This is a genomic window from Microbulbifer mixtoriginis (SeqCode), from assembly GCF_052468275.1.
The window spans coordinates 1165835-1190983 of the sequence record NZ_CP174341.1 but is presented as its reverse complement, the minus strand read 5'-3'; the positions used below and the strand labels follow the sequence as shown (position 1 = coordinate 1190983).

Genomic DNA, 25149 nt, shown 5'->3' with positions numbered 1-25149 from the left:
AGGCAGCGCTTGAGAAGCTCAGGAGGAGCTACCGGTTTGCTGGGGCCAACCGGTAATTACCTGCATTTCAGCTTTAGCGCCCTCGGTATCCTAATCAGGGCTTTTTAGCGCCCATTGCAAAACTATTGAGGCTCACCTTGAAATATCGCTTCCCCGGTCAGCTGCTGGCCGCCGCACTAATCCTTGTCACCACACTCGCCCAGGCGACCCCGGAGCTCTTATTCAGTACTACTCCCGAGTGGGTGGAAATATTAGAACCAGTAGAGTCAAAACGCCCATCGCAAGGCAGTGTGCGGGTGCACCTATCCAACTCCCAGCTTCGTCACAGGGGAAAAGAGCAACAGTATTACTTTCAGATCGTGGTCGAACCCCTGAATCAGCAGGGGGTCAGTGAAATTGCCGAGCTGAACTTCAGTTTCTATCCGGCCTTCCAAAGGCTGCAGGTGCACGATATCAGTGTACAGCGAAACGGCGAACACCTTAATCGCTTGCAAAAGGATGGTTTCAAGCTTTTCCAGTCTGAGCAGGAACTCGCCAATAAACTCTACTCCGAACAATGGAATGCGCTGTATATACTGGAAGATATTCGCCCCGGTGATATTATCAGCTACGCCTATACCATTGAGGGCAGCAACCCGATTTTTGCCCGTAGTGATTTTGGCCGTTTGTACCTCTCCTGGCCCCAGGCAGTAGATCGTCGTTTTGTAAAAATTAGCAGCGACAAGAAGCTAAATTACCGATTTAACAAGCGCGAATATTCTGTCCAGCAAAGTCACCTGCAGGACAATCACACCTATACCATCGATCTGCGCGATGTGGCCGGAGTGCCGATGGAAAGTGAATATCCATATTGGCACGATCCGCTCAATTACTTCCAATACTCCAGCTACGACAACTGGGGACAGGTTAATGACTGGGCCCAGAACCTTTATCAGATCGATCGCACACTACCGGAGTCATTAAAAAACAAACTGGATAACTGGCGAGCGCAGCTGGGGTTGGAGGCGGCAGTCAGCAAGGCGATTGAGTATGTACAGGAAGATATTCGCTATTTTGGCATTGAACTGGGTATCAATTCCCACCAACCCAGAACACCCCAGGAAACTCTGGAGAAACGCTACGGGGACTGTAAAGATAAGGCCCTACTGCTGACCAGTATGCTCGCCCACTTGGGGGTACAATCCTATCCCGCCCTCGTGTCCTCCTCCCGCGGGCGGGATATCGGCAAGGATATTCCCTCCCCGGAGACTTTTAACCATGTGATAAACCTGATCGAACTGAATGACCGGGAATACTGGGTGGATGCCACGGCTTCAGGCCAGGGGATTGATATAGAGAGCAAAGGCTTTTTCAACTATGAATTGGCACTCCCTATTGCAAAGCATACTAACGCGCTAAAAACCGTAAACCCAAGCTCGGAAAGTGTTGCCAATCTAAGTGCTCGTATCGAAGAACAATACGATATCAATGCGGCAGAAAATCGTGCGGAGCTCCAGGTAAACTCCCGCTTCTCTCATCGTAAAGCAGAGCAGGTGCGCCAGTTCTTCCTCTCTGCAGACACAGAGCAAATCAAAAATAGCTACACCAATTTTATTGCCGGATATTATCCGGGAGTGAACACCAGCCCCGAGATCACCTACAAAGACAGCCTACAGGAAAACCAGCTAGTGGTATCCGAGCACTATCAAATTGGTGACTTTGCCCAGATAAGTTCCGCACGTAAGATATTTTCCCTGTATGGTTCCGCCTTGGTACCCTATTTATCCAAGCCTCAGCACCCCATTCGTCAGAGCCCGCTGGCCCTGACACACCCCGTGGATATTCAGCAGAGTGCAAGGGTGAATATTCAAGGGGAGTTGCTCTGGCAGGAGGAATTGGGCACAACCACGATCGATAATTCCTGGTTCAACTTCACTCGCAGCGCCAAACTGGAGAACAGTGCCCTCCAGGTGGTCTACAACTTTAAATCCAAAGTCGATCATGTAGAGCCACAGGAGGTGCCTGAATATTTAGCCGAGTTCAATAAGCTCGACAGAGCGCTGCAATATAAATTCTGGGCCAAAGGGGAAGCTTCTTCCAATCGCAATAAGAGCCAGGAAATGAAAAACCTGATTAAATCTTTGATCAGGAAGTAAGCCATGAAGAAGCTGCTTTTTGTTCTCACTCTATTACTGCTGGCCTCCTGTGCCTCACAATCAACAATACATACACCGGTCGATCCCTTACAGGACTTGACCCGACAAGTGGTACTCGCACCCGAATCTGTGCAATACCCCATTTATTGGAGCGAGTACCTAAAGTCTCCTCAATCTCTCAATTCACTAGAAGCGCAGGGGCGTTACCAGGCAGAAATGACTGCGCTAGAGACAGGCCAAAAAAGCTGTGCAGAGGTAAATTGGCAAGAAGTTACCCAGCTCAATAGTATTTCTCTGCTGCCGCACCTGAGTGCCACAGAGTGCTATGAGTCCATTGGTAATGACGAACTCGCCAGCTACCACCAAAATATTTTTAATTTTATTGCCAGAGGAATACTGTCAACGCGCAGAGGTGATACTTTCTATAGCGCTTATGAAGTGGCCAGCTGGGGCGATGCCGAAGACCTACTCAATATTTCCGGTTTTGAAATACTCGATAGCTATTTTGAATTTGCCGCGAGTCGCAGTGGTCTATACCGGGTTTACAATATACGAGACCCCAATAACGGAAAAGTCCGAAAAATTTATTTTGACAATAACCGTTTTCTACATCGCTTGCTCGATATCCAATACCCATTCGCGGGTCTCTCCGATGCCCTATATAAAAATATACTGCTACCTCTGGCAGATTCTGACTACTCTGCTCTACACGCTGTAGGCCAGGTTCAAGAAGCCGAAGGGAATTTCCAGCAGGCCGAACAAACCTACTTGAAAGCCATTGGCATGGGCTCGCTCACTGCCAATATCAGCCTTGGTAATTTGTGCCTTGAGGGTAACAGTACAAAGTTCGCAGTGGATGAATGCGCACAACTCTTTGTTGCCGCCGCAGACCTGGGGCTGCAGGAAGGCAAAATTATGCTTGCCTATATCACTACCATCGGCCTGGGAATAGAAGTAGACACGGAGTTGACCAGCCAGTTATTGGCAAGCGCAGCGGAAACCCTACAACGGGGCGAAGCCGAGTACGCAATGGCCTTGCTATTAGCATCTGATCAATACGATATGCCAAGAGCTGACTTGGCAGCACATTACCTGCAGCTTTCCGCAAAGCAAGGCTATGCCCCGGCACTACTAGAGCAGGCGGGCACCCACCTAAAAGATAAGCCTGGGCAACAGAAAATTTTCACAAACCTGATCAGCCAGGCGGCTAAAGAAAACTATCCTCCAGCGCAGTATTACTATGGCAAGTACCTGCTTGAAGTGGCAGACGAAAATCAAAGCCATCAAGGCATGTATTTTCTACAACAATCCGCAGAGGCCGGCTTTCCCGCAGCCTTATATCTAAGGGGAAAAATTAAAGAAAATGGTCTCTACCAACAACCACAAGATGCACTTTCTGCGCTGAAAGACATCGAAGCAGCAGCCCTTCGTTGGCACTTGCCTGCACAATTACGTATGGGTCTATTCAACTCCAGAGGAAAAATTGTACGAACCGATCACGATCGTGCCTATGGCTGGTATGCCCTCTGTGCAAAAGTAAACAATCTCGATTGTGTAACCAACCTAGGTTATGCCTCCGCTCTAGGTGTGGGTGTTAAACAGGATTACCAGCGCGCAGCTAAAATCTACCAATATGCCGCAAGCCAGGGATCCACAAGAGCCAGCTACAATCTTGGTTTACTCTACCAAAATGGTCAGGGAGTGGGCCAAGATCTACAGCAGGCTAAGACTTACCTGACGCAAGCCGCCGAAGCAGGTTCTGTCGATGCAATGAATGCCCTCGGGCTTTTATATCTTTCTCAAGATACGGATCAGCTGAATTATGCTGAAGCACTAGCATGGTTTGAGCGCGCCTCTAAACATAACTCTAAGTATGGTTTCTATAATCAGGGGCGCATGTATGAGAAAGGACTAGGCGTAGCCGCCAACAGTGAACGAGCCCTAAGTCATTACCGAAGCGCTTCCGAGCTTGGGCATACCGGCGCCTCCCTAAAACTGGCCAAAGCATATAGTGCGGGAGAGATCACAAATTATGACCTTAAAATGGCCCTGCATTATTTAAAATTGGCCACAGAACAAAGTGGCAACAAAACCATAAAAACGACTTTGCAAAAGTGTCAAAGATCACAATATTGCAACCAAATAGAAGTCGCAGAGTTAATAAGTCTCTTATCTACTGAAGAATAGTCACTCAAAACACATCTAGAATAAGTGACCAAAAAGAGTTTGATCACTTTACTCCCCTCTTAGAACATTATTGACACTCAAGTGAAGCATTGCATATTTCTTGCACATAAATTCAATTAAATGCATGAGTACAGACTCAGAACAAAATTTTATTTCGCGGAGTAATATGTGTTTTATTCATACTATGGATATCCAGAATTTACCCGTGTCATAGCTTTCCGTAGAAACCTCAAATATTTATCTGACTTCACAGAATAATAAGCTGGCCTCCCTATAATTCGGTCCGAATTATACCAAATGTAATCGAATCGATCGGGACAGACATGAACGAGTCATTAAAGTTACTTACAGCCATAAGTTTATCCGCTTTTCTTACAGCCTGTGGAGGGGGAGGGGGAGGCTCCGATAATGACAGTAACAATGGTGGCAACCCTGTAAGTGGTGATACAAGTACAGGCACTGATACAGACACAGACACAGACACAGACACAGACACAGACACAGACACAGACACAGACACAGACACAGACACAGACACAGACACAGACACAGACAGTGATAAGGATGCACCAGGGGTGATCACTGGCGGTGAAGGGATTGTCACTGAAGATATAAAAACCTCAGTTTCCGGCCAGTTGAGTGATAGCTCTAAAGCCAATCAAAATTTTGAGGAGTCAAACCTTCAGGGAAAGTATGGCAACCTCAAAGTTTCCTCAGATGGCAGTTGGAACTACTCTCTAAATAGTAAACTTGCTGATCCACTAAGTGCTAATGAAATTGCCACAGATAAGTTCACAGTTGGTTTTGGCAGTAACGAAGAAACCACAACCATAACCATATCCATAACTGGAACTGATGATCCCTATACATTTGATCCAGGTTCACCTCTCGCAAAAATGGTTGTAGATAGTAGGGAGCACGCTCAAGGAATTATGATAATAGAGGATATCGATGGCGATACTCCGAAATTTGTCGAAGGCACCTTCTCTGGCAATTATGGCGAATTTAAAGTTTCCAATAACGGAGGCTGGGATTACACTCTTAATAACAACACTAATAACTTGAAAGAAGGTGAAACAGTAGAAGATACCATCAAATTCCACTTAACGGATGGTGTAGAGCAGTCGGTTACATTTACTGTAGCTACTATAGATCCGACAGAGAGCAGCATTGTATTTATTCTAATGAACTTCTCCGATGGGGCTGCAACAGACCAGGGCGATCTTACTCATATAGCTAACACTGTATTCAATGATGTAGATTCACTCGATAATGCTTATAGAGAAAACTCTTTCGGACAACTCAAGTTCCTTCGCCATCGTGTCAAGGATAAGTCATTACAGCACTATTGTTACGGTGAGCAAGGCAAGGAAGAAACTTCACTGGATTGCATCGTCTTCGACATTCCCGATAGTGAAAATGGCGGAATCTTGAGTATAGAAAATGCTGTTGCCCGAGCACAGGCCGGCCAAGAAGGGGAGTATACAGATGGTGGCTTTGAATGGCGTGATAAGGCTTATCAATGGGCAACAGACAATCTTTTTGATGAGAATGGCAAACCCCTAAATCTGCGCAACTGGCGTCATCAAGTTTTTATTTACCCAAATGCATCTTACAGAGCAGGTCTTGTCGGTGCAGGCATCGCCAGTGTCGGAGGTGGTATGAGCCTGGTCGCTTCCTTCTCTGATCAAAATGTTATGGGACATGAATTAGGTCACAATATTGGCCTCAACCATGCAGGCCTCGACAGTAATAATGATGGAGACACTAACGACAGTGGTGATAGCGAATACGGTACTGATGGCTCCCTCATGGGCAACCGATCCCAATCAAGATTATTTGGCAGTGCTCACCGAGAGTATATGAAATGGTATGATCTCTTTCCTGAGTACACCAAAACTGTTGAGCAAGTTGTCCCCTCCTCCCAAGATTTAGAATTAGAAGCCATTGAATTAACAGCCGGAGAGCTATCCGGCTCTCTGCCTCAACAGCTGAAGATAGAAAGTGCTGGCAGCCAAAATGGCGGAAATCATTATTACGTCAACTATCACATAGCTCACGATATACTTAACCCACGATCACAATTTGAAGGTTCAGTAACCGTTCATTATCTTAATGGTAGAACATCCAACCATGTTGCTGTACTTGAACAACCAGGTGACAGCTTTACCGACTCAAAAATTGGGCTCTCAATTACATATAAATCTAAGAACTCTTCCAGTAAATCAGCTGTTGTTAATGTAAGCTATGGACAATAGTTTCTGAGCAACTTGATCTATTCCAATCAGAATGGTTATTAAAAGGATAAATATTATGTTAAGAATTTTTACACTGATCGCGGGGTTGACTCTCACTTTCTTTGCTCAAGCAGAAGAGGTTGTAACTGGAACCCTGGAGGAAATCATCTCTGAAGATTTTGAGACTGGGAAAGTAGAAAGACGCTTCGCCTTGAAAGATGAGCAAAGTGGCCACTACTATTTTATTGAAGTAGATGAATTAAAACGCAAGGGCATGAAATCTGGAGACCGAATAAAGATTCGCGGTGAGCGTGGTGAAAGACGTATGCTACACATCCGGGAAACACAAAAACTTAAAGCCGCAGTAGAGGAATAATCCGGATGGCTTACCCTAACAGCAAACCAGCGCTTGAGTTTCTTTTGCAAATTATTTTTAGATCGTGAAAGTGGAATCCTAAACCTAAGCACTTACTTCTTATCGATTTTTAGCCCTGCCTATTGCAGGGCTTTTTACACTTCCCATTAATTCAGCCACCATCTCCCAACGACAATAAATGAAGCTGCTGTAAATGAGATTTAAAATTAAGGGCGCAACGGCGATTAAAATCCTTGATCTCCTCAATTTTATACTTATGTGCGAGTTCATTCCCCGATCGTAATTGCTCCTGGCTCGGATAAACACCCTTCCCGGTCAACAGGCAATTCCAGGATACATTCGGGAAATAGACATCCAGTTTTTGATCCAGTAGTTCATCAGTAATATTCTTGCCTGCCATCCAGGACATCAAGATTGAACGCAGGGAGGGAGATATCTTTTCATTAGTGCCATTGGCAATCCAATAATCCGTATCTGTTCTCGAACTAATACGGTAGTGACAGACGATATAGTCCCGCACCGCATCAAAACGAGCGCTGATACGATTATTAAAGTCATCTCTATACTTATCTGTATGATCACCATTGTTATAGGCCTCTATAAAGCGCACAACAGTCTCCTGAACCATATCCAACGCCGTTGCCTCCAAAGGCTCAATAAAGCCCTGAGAGAGCCCCACCGCCAAGCAGTTCTTGGCCCAGTGTTGGGCAACCCGTCCCACCTTGAACTTTAATCTACGCGCCTCGACATCACTGTCCAACAACCCCAAGTGAGCACGAAATTCCGTTTCTGCCTTGTCATCGTCGACAAAGCGAGAGCTATAAACATAGCCGTTGCCATTGCGATTAGTCAGTGGGATTTTCCAGGCCCAGCCATATTTCATCGCAGTAGAAATAGTGTGCGGTGCATACTCCCTTTCCTGGTCCGTAGCAAATACAACCGCAGAATCGTTAAACAGACTATCAGCGCTACTAATAAAAGGAACCTTCAAGGATTGTTGTATAAGACTTCCACGGAAGCCGGAACTGTCCACATACAGATCCGCTTTGAGAACCTCACCATCAGTAGTTTTCAGGTGATCAATATTTCCCTGTGCATCGAGCATGGCGCCAGCCACTGTCGCCACCTTATAGCGAACGCCTTTTTTTTCGGCAACACCCCGCAGGAACTGGCCCAATAAACCAGAATCAAAATGGTAACCATAGGCAATTTCAAAAGGGAAGTTTTCCGGTGCGACTGGAGATAATTTTTGTCGGATCATCTCTGTGGCCAGAAAGAAGTGGTCCGGGTGTCCCTCCAGGTCAACCCCCTTCCTGCGCAGATAACTATTATGAAAAAATGCCGGGATAGTAAATTGGTCCGGCTGGCCGACAAAGGGATGAACATACTCGGTAAAGCCCGGTTTGACCGACCACTCCCTAAAGGTAATACCGACCTTGTAAGTAGCGTTACAAGCAGGCATCCACTCCGATTCGCTAACTCCTATAGTCTCCATAAAACCCTTTAGTGGCGGAGTTGATCCCTCCCCCACACCGATAATTCCAATATCCGGTGATTCCACCAGGGTGATTTCAAACCCTTTATTCTGCCAATGGGTCGCCATCAGATTGGCGGTTATCCAGCCAGCGGTACCCCCGCCAAGAATAATTATTTTTTTACATTGATTGCTCATGGCGACTCTCAAAAATTCGGCACCGCACTTATTGTCGGGCCCTTTAATATTTAAAAAAAACCGCCCGGCAAGCGTAGCTCAGCGGGCGGTTTCTTATCACACCTTCAGTTTTACACCGAAAGAATCAGCGATACTTAGTAGCTATAATTCAAGCCGAGGTAGAACTGACGCCCAAACTCAGTGTATTCACCGAGGACGCCATCTACGCCATAAGATTTCACATCAGCTTCATTCGTCAAGTTATTACCGGATAAAACAACATCAATACCATTATCAAAGGCATAGGATATTTGTGCATCCACAGTTGTATATTCACGAGCCGGAACTACTGTAGAGCTACCAGGGATTGGCATTACTTCTGTAAATTCGTCTCTATAGCGCACATTTACATGACTGCTGAAGTTCCCAACATCCCAAAATACTGTAGTACTCCAGACGTTCTCAGACAGGCCTGGCAAAGGCATTGTCTCGCCAGCGAGATTACCACCGGTAACCTCAGTCTCACTTTCTGTGTAAGAATAACTAGCGGTCATACCTAGCCCAGATAGAATTCCTGGGAGCTGATCAAAGGTTTTGGTACCAGCCAGCTCAATGCCGCGAATATAGCCACCCTTATTATTATTCACGTAGGTTTCAAATGCACCAGCTTCAAAGCCTTCCGGAACATCGATACCTAAAGATTCAAACAAGGCTGTACGCTCAGATTGGCTGTCGAGGTAAATATACTGCTTCTCGATCAGGCTCTCGATATCTTTCCAGAAGATTGCTGCAGTAACCGCGCCACCATCTTCAAAGTAGTGTTCATAAGCTAAGTCAAATTGATTCGCACGGAAGGGATCGAGGTAGGGAGATCCTTTGGTCCAAACATTATAATCATTCTCTCCCGCTGAGTTCCAAGAACCTGCACCGCCCTTTAGCTGACCAACCGGTGGGCGCCCCATAACTTTTGCAGCAGCGAAGCGAATGTAATCTTGTTCTGATAACTCAAAGTTTAAATTTAATGAAGGCAAGGTATCAGTATATTCAGGGCCATACTCGACATGACCATAGTCGGTGCTAGTCACACCCAGATCATCAGTGATCGCGGTACCAAGGCCATCACCTATTTTTTGGATACCCTTTGATTTAACGTCTGTTTCGACAACACGCACTCCAAAGTTACCGGTTACGGGTATACTTCCCAATTGGGTATCAATATTCGCCATCGCATAGTAGGCGAACACTTCTTCAGTTACTGCACCGGACTCAATGTAAGTCCAATCCTTACCATTACTGAAAGTTTTTACACCATGGTAGTTACCAGCACCAAAAATGCTTGACGCAAGACCATCCATGTCAGTGATAACGAAATGATCGGGAGCACCTTCAACGGATTGAACTTTTACGAAACCATCCAGCTCCTGTGGCATACATTCAATTTCTGAAAGGTTGTCTTCACAGTAACCGTTATACTGCCCATCGCGACTACCATACAGGAAGGTTCCACGGTCAGAATCAAAAGTTCTCTCAGAGTAACGAAGACCAGCTTCAATAGAGGCGATCGCTCCCCATTCCAAATCAAATTGGTAGTCCAGTTTGAAGGCTTCAACCTCGTCAGTGTACTCGTGAGGATACTCTTCATATCGAGAAAGACGCATGGTATCCAGGTCAGTAAAATCTACCCCAGTAAAAGCAGCTGAAGGTATACCATCACCTTTCATTGAGTAAGCAAAGCTTTGATTTGCCGATTCCTGCCAAGTCTCCAGTTCACCGCTACCGTCATACCCCAAATCATACGCATGCATGGACACAATCTGGTCCTTGCGAGTCTTGGTGCCTTCGCTGTATGAATAATCGAAAGTTAAAGTATGCTGATCAGCAAAACTCCACTCCAAATTCAAGCCAATACTGTCGCTGTCTGCCTGGGTGGATTGATCTTCAGAGCGCGCTTCAAACCAGGGACCAATAGTTGTATCGGTGACAGTTGCCGTGCCTGAGGTTGCAACTCCCCCATTTACCATTCCATTAAGGGTGTAACCATCGGTCTTTTCTAAATTGCCAACAGTAATACCGTGGCGAGTATCAATCCGTTCAAATTCAGACTTGAAATAGTCAAGCTGAGCCTTGAAGTTATCTGTAGGCTGGAATACAACACTGGCCAGATAGCCATCGCGAGTATCTGTACCTGTTCCAGCCTGCCATTGGTAGGCTCGAGGTACATTTACTTCCTCTTCATCTTCCGTAGTTCCAGTGAAATATCCGAGCTGATCGTCAGCACCTGCACGAGCTTTGGTAAAGTTGTTCGGCTGCTCAAGGTGGGAATAACCCAGGGCGACGCCCACCTTGTCATCCATAAATTTACCCATGTACGACAGCGTGACGCGCTCACCGAATTCGTCGGCACCGACATCGTCTGCTGCGTCGTTAAACGACATACGCACATTGGCATTAAAGTTGTGTTCTTTCTCGGCGTCGAGAGGATTGGCTGTTTTCAGCTCTACAGAGCCCGCTACACCACCTTCAATATGAGAGGCTTTCGGAGTCTTGTAGACCGCGGCCTGATTAATCAGCTCAGCTGGGTACTGGTCAAAAGATATCCAGCGAGTACTTTCGGTATATCCACTGGTAGAGGCCTGCTCACGACCATTCAGGGTGGTCTGCAGGAAGTCGCCGTTCATACCGCGGATATTTAGCTGTGAGGACTGACCGTTGGATCGCACGGTGGTTACGCCGGGCAAGCGGCCCAAGGCATCGGCGATTGATTGGTCGGGAAGAGATGACAGAGCGCCCGCATCTACCACATCGGCCACCACATCGGCGGCGCGCTTGGCTTCAACGGAGTCCAAAACGCTGGTGCGAATACCGGTAACTGTTACTTCTTCCAGTGTTTCCTGCTCCTGCGCATAGGCCCCAACCGAGGTGGACACGGAGGCCGCGATGGCAGCAGATAGCAAAGTGGGTCTGAGCGCCCCTTTACCTTTATTGGATAGACTCATCATCTTCTCCCTGGACTTATCGTTATGTTGAGACCCTGCATCCTAGGGCGGCCCCTAATCCATAACATCCTCCCCTGAGGGGGGAGGAGGTGGGAGAAACTGTGACTGCTGTCACGCGGCAATGCCGCTTAATTGTACGCGATAGAGTTAACGTAAAAGATACCTGACAGGAAAGGCGAAAAAGGGATTTATAGCTTCAACACTGTGAAACCTCCTGGAGGCCAGGGGTAAGGGGGTCCTGAGTATCCTCTCAACTATTTTTGTAGCGCCCCCGAAATGGTTGATCTCCTCTTTTCAGGGGCAAAATAGGCAAATCAGCCTTCTAACTGCACCGCAGCACCGATTAGAGCTTGGTAACCGGCATTCAAGGCATATACCGGCACGGCTTCCAGCCACGGTGCAACCCGACCCTTGTTAAGGAAGCGCTGTTCGAACTCACTTTCTGGCAGTAGCTCAGCGATCCGAGGCAGGATGCCCCCTCCCAGGAAAACACCACCGCGAGCCCCCATATACAGCGCAGCATCTCCCGCGGCACTGCCAAGGAAATTGAGGAAATCCAGCAGGGTTTCACGACACATAGGATCGGTATTATCCAGGCCACGGGCGCTCACATCCGGCGGTGTCAGTGCCTCAGGAGTACGGCCATTTAACTCACACACGGCTCGGTAAAGGTTCACCAATCCGCTGCCAGAAAGAACCCACTCATTAAAAACCGGACAGCGGCTCTTCATCAGGATCTGTAGCAGTTGCAGTTCGCGTTCAGTGGATACTGTCAGGTTGGCATGGCCACCCTCGCCGGCAAGCACATGATAGCGGCCATCTGCCTCGGCTAGGCCTGCCACGCCAAGGCCGGTTCCCGGACCCAGTACTACCATGGGCGCACCCTGTGGACGAGGCACATCCCTCAGCACGGTATAATCACTACTGGACAGGCGCGGTAGTGACTGAGCCAGCGCGGCAAAATCATTAATCAGCTCCAGATGGGGGAACTGAAATTCCTCGGCCAGGGCCGTTGCATCAATGCTCCAGCCCAGGTTGGTCATATAAACGCGCTTTCCAGAGGGAGTCTTCTCCAGCGGGCCTGCAGCAGCAATACACACTTTCTCTGGCCTGGGTTGATCGAGGCTATCGAGCCAATGCTGCAACGCAGCATCAAATCCTTCAAAGCGTTTGCAGTCCACTACTTTCAGCCCCTCTAGCTGATAGCCCTCTGCAATTGGCTTGGCTATCGCAAAACGGGCGTTGGTGCCGCCGATATCCGCTACGATACTCGTCATAGTTATCCCTGTTCAGATCCCCAAAAAAAAAGGAATATAAGTTACGGTGTCAGAGAAGATATTGCCAGCCCCAAAAGTATTCCTACCGGACCATTCAACCCAAAAAGAAACCGGTTAACCCAGAGAGCCTCTGACATATTTGCAGTAAAATACCGAGTAACCACAATAATTAGACTGCAAGCTTTTGATTGGTCACAGGAAAGAGCTTATTTAAGTTTAAGCAAAACTTTAGCGCGCCTCTGGGGCTACCGCCTTCAGCGATGCAGCAAAATCTCGCATCTCCTCTTTACTGTAGCGACTCAAAACCCGCTTTTGCGATGCAGGCTGAAATTGAATCCCCACCCCTTGGCGTCTCGCCACTTGCGGCCGTACCGGACGAGGGCAAAATCCACCACCACAATTGGGACAGACATTGCTCAAAATCTCCTCAACACAGGACTTACAAAAGGTACACTCATAAGTACAGATCATCGCCTCTACAGAATTAGGGGGGAGATCTTTATCGCAACTCTCACAATTCGGTCTTAATTCCAGCATTCTAGACTCCCTTTATTGGTTAGAAATTTTTGACAACAATCGTTTTCATTACTTACTGTTTATGTGGATAAATTTACCAATCCGAAATTTTTAGGTGATCCATATTTCGTCATATCAGGCAAAGAAAAAACCACCCTTTTTTTTGCAAAAAATACAGACTGCTTTCCCAACCGGGACAAATAAGAACGCTCAAAGAAAACCGCCAATATTATCGCAAATTTTGCAAAAATAATGGTATAAAAATGACAATAAATCGTCATAATCCGTCATATACGTGCGGAACGGAATACACAGCAGTTAATATTTCGCTTCCCGACCTAGGCAATCAGCTTCGTAAGGGTTAATCACAGTCGCACATAATCAAGAATAATTTCTAGTAAAATGTGTTTTTTTCAGAAAGAAAAAGATTTATCTAAACACTTCCCTCAGATTCCACAACCAGAATGCGAGCCTCACCAACAGGATGAGCTACATGTTCCGTACCCTCGGAAGCGTGGAATATATCACCAGGTCCAAGAAGTTCCGATTCGGTTCTACCTGCCACTTTGTAAAACATTTCTACTTGACCATCGAGAACAGCAAAGACTTCCTGGCCATCATTGATATGCCAAATATAAGGTTTATTAGTCCAATGCAGTTTAGTGGTAATCCCGTTCATATTTGCGATAAGTTGCGATTCCCAGGGCTTACTACCGGTAAATTTTCTGCTACGCACTATTCTCATAATGTTTATTCCAATATCGCTTTATAAAATTTCCGGAACCGTCATTGAGAGAGTCGGTAACTATAAGGCGGGTTCTTCAGGCGCAGGTGAAGTCATGACACCATTTTCATTAGCCTTTTTTTCTGCCAGCTCATCAACTCGCCTCACCCCAAAAGTCACTGTTGGTGGAATGCCCATCCCCAGATCGATGTCCGCAACACGATAATTGCATCCCCTGGCTTTGAGAATGGCATTCACCTTCTCCTGCTTCTCAACCGCTTTGATAACGGTATTGTCTATTACTTCATCACTGCTAAAAGCGGTTACGGACTCATTGACCCTTTCACCGAGTTCCTTGGCTTTATCAAAAATACCCATAATTTCCTATTCCTTCTCTATTCATTCGCGGCCGAAATCATAGGTTAAATATCTATTTTTAGGAACCGCAAGCAGGTAGCCCTGACTCCACCTCGGGGCAACAACAATCAAAGGTTAAGACGAGCTGGTCACTTAAGAGCAACCAGTTAAAAGGGGCCCATTAGTCAGCACCAGGCCTTTGTACAAAATAAGCTGACCACCTATTCATGGAGCGGCAAATCCGCTGGATTATTCATGCCAAAACCTATTTACCCCTATAATTTCGAGACTCTCCCCCTCTCGTCTTGCCCACCCCAGATTGATATGTCACTATCATTTTTTTGAGGTTTGGTAACGATAAATGAGTGGGCGCAAGCAGTTCGATGAGTCACAAGTACTAGACAAGGCCATGCGCGTTTTCTGGGAAAAAGGCTACAAAGCAACTTCCTTGTCGGATCTTGAATCGGCCATGGGACTGAATAAATCCAGTATCTACAACACCTTCCAAAGCAAGGAAGGGTTGTATGGCCGCTGTCTGGAACATTTCCACACCCAATACGCCTGCGATGCTATGGATACCTTGAACCACCCGAACTTCCGCACAGCCATGGGCGGCTTCCTGGAAATGCTTCAGTCTGGTATGGAGAGCTCTGAAACTCCTGAAGGCTGTATCGCTACTATGGCAGCAATGGAGGTGGGTGCCAGTGAAGGATTTCTCGCTGACCTGGTAGCCAAGGGTACCAATGATATGCTGAACCGGATCGAAACCCGTATGCAAAAGGCTATTGACGATGGCCAATTGCAGGCCGGTGTCGATTGTGCCGCCCTCGCCGCGATGGTTATGGCGGTAAACCGTGGCGTAGTGGCCCTGAATAAAGGCACGGGCAGTACCACAGCAGGCAAAAACAGTTACCAACAGCTATCCACAATTCTGGACCAGTATACACTTCCCTAAAAAAAGCCCACCCCAAAACTTCTTGCCTCTTTGGGGTGGGAATGGGGGTATTCCTGTGAGAATTAACTTTTAAAAATAGCGACGTAATTCCAACTGAAAATAGTCGTCGTTGCGCAAATTGTAGGTAGGGTCTTCTTCATCGGCATTACCGAAAAAACGCGCTTCTGCTTCCATTAACCAGCGATCATTAAGTCGGTGGGTCAGTTCCAGATTGGAAAAACGACTACCGTTATCCAAATCGGTGCTTACGGCAAATAAAAGCTCCGTATCCTGAGTATTATTGAGAGCGTATCGCGCACCTATCGCAATGTCATTTTGACTGGCCGTAGACCAAGGTCCGGTACGATCATCAAATTGATACTCCATTAATACCCCAAGATCTGAGACCGTTTCGCCAATACCATAAAATGTATATTCGAAACCACCGACAGCCGCTGTCTGGCGATCTTCACCGCGAGGTTTAAATGAAATAGCTTCAAACTTCCACAACCAATCTCCACGGGTAGTTTGAATGTCCACACCCGTCTGATCGATCTGTGCATAGTAAGGCGCAAGCAAGCCATCTTCCGTAAGCAATAACAATGGATCCCGATTAGTACCGGAAAAATGGCTGAGGCCCAGGTCCCAATCTCCAAGTACATGGCTGTAACGCAAGGCCCAATCTATATGCTTCTCCTCCCGGTCAGATTGATAGACCGCAGCATCCTCATCCACCAGCAGCGGCGCACGCAATCGCCCTTCCCGGCCAGCAAATTGACGCTCGCGAAAACCCAGTAAACCGTACACTTCCAGTGTTCCCCAATCACGCTCCATCAGGAGGTTAATCATGGGTTGGCCCAGCTTGTCTTCACCGTCGATATTTTCCAGTGCATCATCCTGGTTAATCACATCCACCAAGTGCACGGTTTCAGTAACTCCCCAAAATACTTTGCGCACCCCGGCGTAAAGCTCGAAACTATCGTAAGCTTTCCACCAGTAAAGCTCGCCGAGATCCGCGTGATTGCGATCGCTATCCTCACTGTCCCAGCGCCCAAAGACACTGGCCACAACACGCTGGTTTCCATCGTCAAAATCCCGGTAGTACTCGAGATTTAAAGACGCAGAAAGACCGGCATCACTTTGTGCTGAATCCAAAGGGGCTGCGGTGAATGCGCGGGCCTCCAGGCCCGCATAACCGCTCAACTCATCCGCTCCAGCCGTATGACTCAGCGCCGCCAATAGTGGCAACAAAATGAGTATTTTTTGGTTAACCATGGGCGCAATCCCTATTTCGCCCTGGAGAGACTATTTTTGGTGAAGTCGCGATCGGTAAAACCATTGCCAAATACCCAGTCGCCATACAACAACTCCGTGGATTTACCGGTCTGGTGATTAACCATTTCCATTTTATTGGCTCGCCAGTATTGATCGCCGTACTGGTTGTAGTCGGAAATTGTAAGGGTCTTCATCAGGTCCCCTTTTCGATCATAGTAATCCGTTCTCCATGCGCGGTACTCCTCTGTATCAACCCAAAGGTGTTGAATGGAATAACCAGATTTAGGATCAACCGGATCCAACTCCAGAACAAAGTGATCGCGGCCATCGAAAGACTCGTTGCGTAAATATTTGTAGGTGTACTTCTCCACCTCCTGTGAGGCGATATCTTCATAGGAGAATTCACTACCCATAAATGGGCCAGACTTGTTGCTGGAGGAAATACGCTTTACTCGCTTTAAAGCAGGTAAATAGAGCCACTGATCATCGGAGCCCACTTTATGGGTAAAGGACAAAAATGCTGTACCCTTTACATCCCGAGGGTTGTCAAAAATCACCAGGGATTTATCACCGTCGTTTTTCTGCTCCAGAGTTTTAGTGCGCATAGCCCGCACACTCTCCTCACCATATTTATTGCGCAGGGTCATTGTAAGGCTGTTGCTAAGATCACCGAATCCCAAGTCGCGGCGGTCCGCCTCCTTGGCAATTTCCAGACCTTTTTCTGCGGCCAGGTCCAGTTCACTGGCAGAAACAGAGAAAGCTGCCAGAGCCAGGGCACCTGCTAGGGCCCGTGTCAAAAACGGTTTATTAGAGCGGCTGGGTTGCATAGTTTTGCTCCTTATTTTCAATAGGGGTAATAGCGGGGTCGTATGCCTTGGCATCGAGCTTCATCAAGAGAATCGGAAGAAGTAGGAAATCCGCCAGCAAGGCCATCAAAATGCAAATTGCGGTCAGAAGTGCCATGGAAGAATTCATACCGAAGGAGGACTGGGCCAACACCATAAATCCGGCAATCAGAATGACTGAGGTCACAACTATCGCTACACCCACTGAAGAGAAGGCGTAACGCAGTCCGTCCTCCACGTTATAGCCTGCACGGCGCTGGCGCAGGTATTTACTGAGGAAGTGCACTGTATCATCTACCACAATACCCAGTGCCATACCGGTCACCATAGTGACAGCCACATTGACTTCAGCTACCAGTGCACCCCAGAGGCCAAATGCCAGGCCGGCCGGCAACAAATTGGGAATTAAGCTTAAGAAACCGAGTTTGACACTGCGCAGGGCAATACCAATCAGTGCAGAAATTAACACCAGCGCAACCAGAGTGCCCACCAACATGCCCTCCATATTGCGCTCGGCAATATTGGCAAACATGATCGCCGGACCTACGCCATAGGCAGTTACACCAATGTTTTTCTCCAGCCAATTACTGCCGGCATCAGCTACCGATTTGAGTTCTTTCGACTTGAGATTATCGAGAGTTACAATAATCTGCGTCGACGACTTAGCCACATTCAGCTGATTATTTAAATCCAAGCCATAGGGGAGAGACAGCTCGTACAGTAACAAATACTGGGCTGCCAATTCCTGCTCTTCAGGCAACCTGTAGTAGGCAGGATCGTCAGCATGCAGATTTTTGTTCAAGCGCTTGAAAGTATCGCCAATGGTATTGACATGGCGCACCCCAGGCTGGGCCTGCATCCACTCAGTGAAACGCTCCAGATTGGCAAGAAACTCCGGATTGCTAACACCATTGTTGTCACCGGATTCGATCGAGTAAATCAGCTGGTAAATACCAGAGAGGTTGTCATTGATATAATCTGAATCAGTTCGAAACTCCACAGACTCATCAAAGTAACCAACAAAGTCATCATTAATCTCATTGTTTGGAATCATTGCCAATAATCCCAACGAGACAATTACTCCCGCCAGTAGTATCGGGCGCTGACGGCGAATCACAAAATCTCCCAGAGTATCCATGGAGCGTCCAATTTTGGATTCACTGGCGCGACTTTTGGCCGGCAGTATCGCCATCAATGCAGGCAGTAAGGTAACCGATAAGAAGAAGGCCACCATCACACCCATCGCGGTAATATTACCCAGATCGTGGAAGGGAGGCGCATCGGAAAAGTTCATCGACAGAAAGCCAATGGCGGTAGTGATCGAAGTTAAGAACACAGGCCCCATGTTGAGCTGCAAGCTCTCTTTAATTGCATCGTGCTTGCTTAGTCCACGGCGCATTGCAGCAAACAGACTCACCAATATATGTATCGAATCCGCCACTGCGAGAGTCATAATAATGGTGGGCGCAGAAGCGGATGGCGGTGTCAATTTAACACCGATAAAACCGGCCAAACCCATGCCTGCGGCCATGGAGAAGACGATAACCAACAGCGCTGCAAAAGTCGCACTGAAGCTCCGCACCAACAAAAATACAACTGCAATAATCACCAGGTACATGAGCGGAACTAAGGTGCTCATATCTGACTGAGAGGCCTCAAAAAATGCATTACTCAGTAAAATAATACCGGTCGCATAGACCTCTACATCGTATTTTTCTTCAATCTCTTCCATCAATGCCTGTGCAGCTTCAGCCGCTTCAGGGGTTTCATGCATGGATTTTTGTGGAAGCTGGAAGGTGATATTTATCCCTGTAACGGAACCATCACTATTTACCAGGCGCTCCTTCAAGGTGGGATCTGCCAGCGCTACAGCCTTGATAGAGGCCAGGGTTTCTGCATCTAAATTGCTGGCATTTTCCACCAAGTCCTGTACCAGGAGATCATCTTCCTCGGCAATGGTGTGCTGGAAGTTGGTAATTGAATCCACCCGCAGCGCATAAGGTAACAACCAGGATTTCTCCGTCATCTCCTCTACGGCTGCCAGGGCATCATTGGAAAAGGCATTTCCGTCTTTAGGCACTACCGCAAACAGAATATTGTCATTCTTGGTGTAAGTGCGCTGGATTTGCTCATAAGCTTGTAGTTGAGGATTAGCTTCACTAAAGAATGCCCGGTAATCATTGTTGAAACCCAGAAATCTTGCTCCGCTTACCGCAAAGAAGGCTAACAGTAGTGCGCCAATGGCTACCAGCCATCGATATCGAATAAGCCAATCCGCATAACGGCTGACCCAATTCGAGGGTAATTGGGGGGATGACATTAAATCAGCTCCTTCAAACAACTTGATAGAAAATAATTAATCAACAACCTAAGCAAATGGGTATTTACTTACGGCCACAGAATCCCGTAGTAGCCAATATGATCAGCTACAAAATTTGATAAAAAGGCACACTAATGCCATCAGCCAAACCGTAAATATGGCCGAGACATCAATAAGAAATCATCACTTTATACGCTATAAGAACCACTTATTTTTAATTAGCAGTAATCAATCATTAAGCAGAGCTTACTCTCCCCAATACAGAGGCGATTGCCGAAGGGTTTCAGAGTTAAGAAAATATCTAATTTACGTCGATGTAAATCTAACAACAAATAGAATAATTATTTATATATGCCTAAGACATACAGATATATTAGTAACCTGCCTATTATTATCACTATAAATTAACTCGTTAATTATCCTCTAAGAAAAAAATAGAGCACTCTACAAGTTAAATCATTCTGATTTTTCCCAATCATTACTTTAATCGCGCATTAAGGTCCAAAATGATTGGTCAGCAATACCAATAATCTTGGACCCCGCAGATATTGCTCGATATTCCATTGTGCCTACTGAAACAGAGCACAACAGCTTGCCAAATCCATGACCAATCAGTATCACCCAGTCTCGTGAAAATCTTGAGAACCTCCTGTCATCCTCATTGCCCTGTGGTTACAGCTCTTTCCACAATCTATGCAGAACATCTTGAACCGTTCGGTTCATCATGTCAACAACGGAATTTCAAAATATGTAAAGGCAAACCAGCTCGAGGGAGTCGGTTGCGCAAAATCTGGGTTAGAATCGGGCGACGATAATGAGAATGAAGGAATTGTGCTGTGAAAAAACTGCTCCTGCCCATCGCAATCGGTGCATCGTTGCTGGCTACCCATACCTTTGCAAGCGACCCTAAGCCTCAGCAATTGCTGGAAAATACTGAGTCCAAAGTAATTGAGTGGCGTCGCCACCTGCACCAGAACCCAGAGCTGGGCAATCGCGAATTTGAAACAGCCAAATATATTGAAAAACACCTACGTGCACTGGGCCTTGAGGTTGAAACCGATATCGCCCATACCGGCCTTGTGGGCTTTTTGAGAGGCGGCAAACCGGGGCCAACTGTTGCCTTGCGCGCGGACATGGATGCTCTGCCAGTCACCGAGAGAACCGATGTGCCCTTCGCTTCCAAAGCCAGAACCACTTACCAGGGTAAAGATGTTGGCGTTATGCATGCCTGTGGCCACGATACTCATGTGGCCATGCTGATGGGCGCTGCCGAGGTCCTGACAGGCCTTCGCGATGAGCTGGCTGGAAACGTCTTGTTTATATTCCAGCCTGCAGAGGAAGGCGCACCGGACAATGAAGAAGGTGGCGCAGAGCTAATGCTCAAAGAGGGCATTTTCAAGAAGTACAAGCCGGACGTGGCCTTTGGCCAGCATGTCACTTCCTCACTACCCACCGGTGTCATCGGCTATCGCTCGGGCCCGCTTATGGCCGCTGCCGATGAGTTCCGTATTACTATCAACGGCCGCCAAACCCATGGTTCACGCCCCTGGAGTGGAGTGGACCCTATTGTCGCCGCTGCACAAGTCGTAATGGGCACCCAAGCCATTGTCAGCCGCCAGATCGATATCACTAAAGAGCCCGCAGTCGTTTCCTTCGGACGTATTGACGGTGGTGTCCGCAACAATATCATTCCCGACAGTGTCTATCTGAACGGCACCATCCGTAATTTTGATATGGATAACCGTGCAGAAATTTTCAAACGCTTAAAAACCACTGCTAAGTTAATTGCTGAAAGCTCCGGGGCAAGCGCGGATGTGGAGATTCTGGAGGGCTATCCGGTAACAATAAATAATGCAGAGCTGACAGAAATGGCCCTGCCTATTTTGAGGTCTGTTGTTGGCGAAAAGAACGTAATCGAAATCCCGAAAATTACTGGAGCTGAGGATTTCTCCTACTACGCTAATGAAATCCCAGGCTTATTCTATTTCCTGGGGGTAACTCCAAGAGATCAGGATGCCAGCCAAGCCCCAAGCAATCACTCACCGCTTTTCTATGTGGATGAAGATGCTTTGCGTAAGGGTACTGAAGCGCTGACCCTGTTAACTTTGGATTATATGGCAAACTATAAAAAACAGTAATTATACAAAGAGCCCCTCTTGGGGCTCACTTTTAATATTATCTACTCCTCAACCTCTAAGGTTATAGTTTTTTCAGTTGTTGCTCCATCATCATCCGTAATACTGAATTTGAAAGACAAAGTGGCGGGCTCTGCTGGTGTCATAAAATAAGCAGTCAGCTTGTCCGCATCAATCAATTCAACTGCAGGGCCAGATACCTGCTCCCATTTCTGGCTCACAATAGTTCCATCCTGATCTCTTGAAGCCCCACCGCTCAAGGTCGAAATTGTATTAATCTTAACACCGCCAACAGCCCCATATGCAACAACCATAAACGGTGGAATATTTCCTTCTACGATTACCGTAAATATACTCGTTACTATTTGGCCATTGTTATCTTCAACCTCCAGCTCAAACTCCAGAGTAAACTCACTTCCCGGGTTTTGTGGTGCTATAAAACTCGCACTACCATCAGCGTGAGTTATCAATTCAATACCCCTATCGGAGAGGGAACTCCAGCGATAGTCGACAATATGCGCACCAGGGACATCCCAAGAAATGCCAGGAACAAGTAAGACATTTTCACCGGGCTCAACTTCTTGAGTAGTGCTTATTACTTTGGGGGGAGCTGACTCAACATCTACGCTGACGGTCATTTGACTTATCGCCCCTCTGTCATCAGTGACACTCAATTTAAATGACAATACAGCGGGTTCTGCAGGAGCTTTAAACTTGGCAATTAAATTATTATCGTCTACTAATTCAACGGGTGGACCCGATACTTGCTCCCATTGTTGGCTCACAATATATCCATCTGGATCATTTGAATAGGAACCATCTAAAGTCACATTTGTATTCGGTTGAACCACTCTCATAGTTCCAGCACCAATATTTGGGGGCATATTCTGCTTAACAATTACAGTAAATAAACCCGTGGCTGTAAGGCCATCGTTATCCTCGACTTCAAGCTCAAACTTCAGGGTAATTTCTGCATCCCAAGGAATTTGGGGTGCTATAAAGCTTGCGCTACCGTCGGCGTGGGCTGTCAATTCTATATCCATATCGGAGAGTGAACGCCAGCGATAATCTACAATATGGCCGTCATTATCCCCAACCCACCCTTGAAGCAAGACTTCCTCACCTGGGTCAACGAATTGGTAACTCGAGATTATATAAGGGGCAGCTAAAACGATGCTTTCAACAAAGATAGGAACTATTGATTTACTCTTCAAACCACCATTATCTTCAACCTCAATCTCAAACTCAAAAATCCTCCAATATTTTTTATCCCCAGAAAATACTGGGGTGACAAATGAAACGGTTCCATCATCAAGATTTTTCAGTTCAACTGGCAAGCCTGATAACTGTCGCCAATGATAGTTAATAACTGAGCCATCAAGGTCATAAGAACTGCTTGCAGATAATTTAACCTCTTCACCAGAAACAACTGACGTTATTGGATCTAGCAAAACTATAGGAGCCAAATTAGTTCCAACACTAACCACCACTTTGCTAGCATTCTTTAGACCCTTGTCATCCTCAACTTCCAGCTCGAAAATTAACTCCTGTACAACTCCAGTAATTTCGGAGGGTGCGGTAAAGCTAGCGAAACCATTACCAGAGTCATCTAAGATAACAGGAGTACCGGAAATCTGTGTCCAGCGGTAAGCCACAATACTGCCGTCGGAATCTGAAGACAGAGTACCATCGAGCAATACCGCCGAATTACCTTCAGCAGTTTGATTTTCACCAGCGATCGCCTTGGGTGGCTGGTTGATATGCCCAGCACCACCTTTTAATATAACCAATCCCTGTAACGGATTTGCAACAACGATATCCGCAATACCATCCCCGTTGATATCTCCACTAGCCATACTCTGGGGGCTAGTATAAGTTGCACCAGGAATGGCAATTTGTTCACTCAAAGCCAAGGTACCATCATCTTGCTGCTGATAAATACTTAAGAACTCTCCACTGGCTGGCAAGACAACTAAATCAGCAAGGCCATCATTATCAATATCTTTTATTAAAAGCTCTCCAGGAGGACCTCCAAAACTGTGGGTTTCAGGTTGCTGTAATAAGCTATCTTCTCCCTGGTAATATACAGCGACTCTTGAATTATTCTGCCCCACACCAACTATTGATACTGAAATATCATTGCGGCCATCATTATTAAGGTCGCCAATGGCGATTCCTTTTATTTTAAAATCATAATTGACATCAGCATTTCCATCTAATTCAATACTAGTAATTTCATTCAACCTCAAAGAATCATCCGGCGCTAGAACAACCAATCTACTTTGGGGGGAACCGTTAGCAATTAGAGAAATATCTGTTATACCATCTCCATCCACGTCACCCAGTGCCACCTGCCCTGGACTTTCAATAGCTAGATCGCTAGCGGTACTCACAAAGGTAGGTGGCTCCCCTACTTTATGGGTTATTACAGCACCATTCTCTTCCCAACTAACTCCAAGGATTCCTTTATTATTATTGCCAAGGTCGGCAATTGCGACTCGCTCAGAATAGGAGTTATCCAAAGATTCCGCATATACTAAACCGTTCGCAGGATCTTGCAGGTATAGCTCAGTTACGCCGCCACCAACTCCGACAATAACATCTTTCAAACCATCGTGATCAAGATCACCTACGGTAATAGACTGAGGCAGACTTGCCTCTCCACCTGCAAGGGGGTAATCAATAGACTCAGTCAGGCCACCAAATTCGTCCTGTAGAAACACTTTTAGCTTAAAGTCATTTTCTGGATCAAAATTACTCGATGTAGTTAGTACAACATCATCAAGTCCATCATTATTTAAATCAGCAATAGCGATGGCCTCTGTTTTTGATCCATACGAGTGAAATTCTGTGGGCTGAAATTGAATTTCAGCACTCACAGTACCTGTAAGTAGAAATGTTACAGAGGGAAGAGCAAAATATTTTGTGAGTGATTTAAGCTTCACAACAACATCTCCTTGTGTAAATTAGCCTTTAAAAGCGGGGGCAATTTAGCACAAACTAGGATTATGAATATGAAGTGTTATCAACTTCGGAATAAACATTAAGGACAATCAATGAGAAGCAGACGCTGGTTCCAAAACCAGGTGTAGATTATCTTTATTGCTTACGGTGCAATATAAAATAAAAACAGAAAAAATATACTATCCATAATACACACTCGAAATAAATAATTTTTTAGCTC

The 25149-nt window shown here is 46.5% G+C and carries 16 protein-coding genes; 6 read left to right on the top strand and 10 right to left on the bottom strand.

All coding sequences use genetic code 11. The features are described from left to right. Positions 1 to 137 precede the first annotated feature (137 nt). From ACJJIC_RS05305 to ACJJIC_RS05290, 4 genes are all read left to right on the top strand, one after another. Entirely contained in the window at positions 138 to 2135 is a 1998-nt protein-coding gene (locus tag ACJJIC_RS05305) for a DUF3857 domain-containing transglutaminase family protein (RefSeq protein ID WP_444910647.1), read from the top strand. 3 nt (positions 2136 to 2138) lie between these two features. Further along, entirely contained in the window at positions 2139 to 4322 is a 2184-nt protein-coding gene (locus ACJJIC_RS05300) for a hypothetical protein (protein ID WP_444910648.1), read from the top strand. A 323-nt stretch (positions 4323 to 4645) separates the two neighbouring features. Further along, a complete protein-coding gene (locus ACJJIC_RS05295) occupies positions 4646 to 6580 on the top strand; it encodes a VCBS domain-containing protein (protein WP_445356560.1) in 1935 nt (644 codons plus the stop codon). Between the two features lie 55 nt (positions 6581 to 6635). Further along, positions 6636 to 6935 carry a hypothetical protein gene (locus ACJJIC_RS05290; RefSeq protein WP_444910650.1) on the top strand — a complete coding sequence of 100 codons (300 nt, stop codon included), beginning with the start codon at positions 6636 to 6638 and terminating at the stop codon, positions 6933 to 6935. A gap of 151 nt (positions 6936 to 7086) precedes the next feature. Here ACJJIC_RS05290 and ACJJIC_RS05285 read toward each other — a convergent pair whose 3' ends face one another. From ACJJIC_RS05285 to ACJJIC_RS05260, 6 genes are all read right to left on the bottom strand, one after another. Continuing rightward, on the bottom strand, positions 7087 to 8607 hold the full coding sequence (locus ACJJIC_RS05285; RefSeq protein ID WP_444910651.1) for a tryptophan halogenase family protein: 1521 nt from the start codon (positions 8605 to 8607) through the stop codon (positions 7087 to 7089). A gap of 134 nt (positions 8608 to 8741) precedes the next feature. Further along, on the bottom strand, positions 8742 to 11582 hold the full coding sequence (locus ACJJIC_RS05280) for a TonB-dependent receptor (protein ID WP_444910652.1): 2841 nt from the start codon (positions 11580 to 11582) through the stop codon (positions 8742 to 8744). Positions 11583 to 11896: 314 nt separating this feature from the next. After that, a complete protein-coding gene (glk, locus tag ACJJIC_RS05275; RefSeq protein ID WP_252083507.1) occupies positions 11897 to 12859 on the bottom strand; it encodes a glucokinase in 963 nt (320 codons plus the stop codon). Between the two features lie 228 nt (positions 12860 to 13087). Further along, a complete protein-coding gene (locus ACJJIC_RS05270) occupies positions 13088 to 13396 on the bottom strand; it encodes a DUF1272 domain-containing protein (RefSeq protein WP_444887351.1) in 309 nt (102 codons plus the stop codon). Between the two features lie 412 nt (positions 13397 to 13808). Continuing rightward, positions 13809 to 14120, bottom strand: a complete 312-nt coding sequence (locus ACJJIC_RS05265) for a cupin domain-containing protein (protein ID WP_444910653.1) — start codon at positions 14118 to 14120, stop codon at positions 13809 to 13811. A 60-nt stretch (positions 14121 to 14180) separates the two neighbouring features. Beyond that, positions 14181 to 14477: a hypothetical protein gene (locus ACJJIC_RS05260; protein WP_445356559.1), complete on the bottom strand. Its 297-nt coding sequence runs from the start codon at positions 14475 to 14477 to the stop codon at positions 14181 to 14183. Positions 14478 to 14817: 340 nt separating this feature from the next. Here ACJJIC_RS05260 and ACJJIC_RS05255 point away from each other — a divergent pair, with 340 nt between their 5' ends. Next, a complete protein-coding gene (locus tag ACJJIC_RS05255) occupies positions 14818 to 15411 on the top strand; it encodes a TetR/AcrR family transcriptional regulator (protein WP_445356558.1) in 594 nt (197 codons plus the stop codon). 69 nt (positions 15412 to 15480) lie between these two features. Here the strand turns inward: ACJJIC_RS05255 and ACJJIC_RS05250 are convergent, their stop codons facing one another. Genes ACJJIC_RS05250 through ACJJIC_RS05240 form a run of 3 tightly spaced genes read right to left on the bottom strand, consistent with a single transcriptional unit; the run spans position 15481 to position 19830 of the window. Next, a complete protein-coding gene (locus tag ACJJIC_RS05250) occupies positions 15481 to 16665 on the bottom strand; it encodes a hypothetical protein (RefSeq protein WP_444889241.1) in 1185 nt (394 codons plus the stop codon). A gap of 11 nt (positions 16666 to 16676) precedes the next feature. Then, positions 16677 to 17492: an outer membrane lipoprotein-sorting protein gene (locus ACJJIC_RS05245; RefSeq protein ID WP_444887356.1), complete on the bottom strand. Its 816-nt coding sequence runs from the start codon at positions 17490 to 17492 to the stop codon at positions 16677 to 16679. Next, positions 17473 to 19830 carry an efflux RND transporter permease subunit gene (locus tag ACJJIC_RS05240; protein ID WP_444910655.1) on the bottom strand — a complete coding sequence of 786 codons (2358 nt, stop codon included), beginning with the start codon at positions 19828 to 19830 and terminating at the stop codon, positions 17473 to 17475. The genes ACJJIC_RS05245 and ACJJIC_RS05240 overlap by 20 nt, the downstream gene beginning before the upstream one ends. Before the next feature lie 836 nt (positions 19831 to 20666). Here ACJJIC_RS05240 and ACJJIC_RS05235 point away from each other — a divergent pair. Next, a complete protein-coding gene (locus ACJJIC_RS05235) occupies positions 20667 to 21968 on the top strand; it encodes an amidohydrolase (protein ID WP_444887357.1) in 1302 nt (433 codons plus the stop codon). Positions 21969 to 22009: 41 nt separating this feature from the next. Here the strand turns inward: ACJJIC_RS05235 and ACJJIC_RS05230 are convergent, their stop codons facing one another. Next, on the bottom strand, positions 22010 to 24910 hold the full coding sequence (locus tag ACJJIC_RS05230; protein ID WP_444910656.1) for a PKD domain-containing protein: 2901 nt from the start codon (positions 24908 to 24910) through the stop codon (positions 22010 to 22012). Positions 24911 to 25149 lie beyond the last annotated feature (239 nt).

Coding starts and splice junctions, on each gene's coding strand:
- ACJJIC_RS05255 (WP_445356558.1), top strand. CDS start 14,818: ATGAGTGGGCGCAAGCAGTTCGATGAGTCACAAGTACTAGACAAGGCC.
- ACJJIC_RS05240 (WP_444910655.1), bottom strand. CDS start 19,830: ATGTCATCCCCCCAATTACCCTCGAATTGGGTCAGCCGTTATGCGGAT.
- ACJJIC_RS05295 (WP_445356560.1), top strand. CDS start 4,646: ATGAACGAGTCATTAAAGTTACTTACAGCCATAAGTTTATCCGCTTTT.
- ACJJIC_RS05290 (WP_444910650.1), top strand. CDS start 6,636: ATGTTAAGAATTTTTACACTGATCGCGGGGTTGACTCTCACTTTCTTT.
- ACJJIC_RS05245 (WP_444887356.1), bottom strand. CDS start 17,492: ATGCAACCCAGCCGCTCTAATAAACCGTTTTTGACACGGGCCCTAGCA.
- ACJJIC_RS05260 (WP_445356559.1), bottom strand. CDS start 14,477: ATGGGTATTTTTGATAAAGCCAAGGAACTCGGTGAAAGGGTCAATGAG.
- ACJJIC_RS05280 (WP_444910652.1), bottom strand. CDS start 11,582: ATGAGTCTATCCAATAAAGGTAAAGGGGCGCTCAGACCCACTTTGCTA.
- ACJJIC_RS05250 (WP_444889241.1), bottom strand. CDS start 16,665: ATGGTTAACCAAAAAATACTCATTTTGTTGCCACTATTGGCGGCGCTG.
- ACJJIC_RS05270 (WP_444887351.1), bottom strand. CDS start 13,396: ATGCTGGAATTAAGACCGAATTGTGAGAGTTGCGATAAAGATCTCCCC.
- ACJJIC_RS05285 (WP_444910651.1), bottom strand. CDS start 8,607: ATGAGCAATCAATGTAAAAAAATAATTATTCTTGGCGGGGGTACCGCT.
- ACJJIC_RS05265 (WP_444910653.1), bottom strand. CDS start 14,120: ATGAGAATAGTGCGTAGCAGAAAATTTACCGGTAGTAAGCCCTGGGAA.
- glk (WP_252083507.1), bottom strand. CDS start 12,859: ATGACGAGTATCGTAGCGGATATCGGCGGCACCAACGCCCGTTTTGCG.
- ACJJIC_RS05300 (WP_444910648.1), top strand. CDS start 2,139: ATGAAGAAGCTGCTTTTTGTTCTCACTCTATTACTGCTGGCCTCCTGT.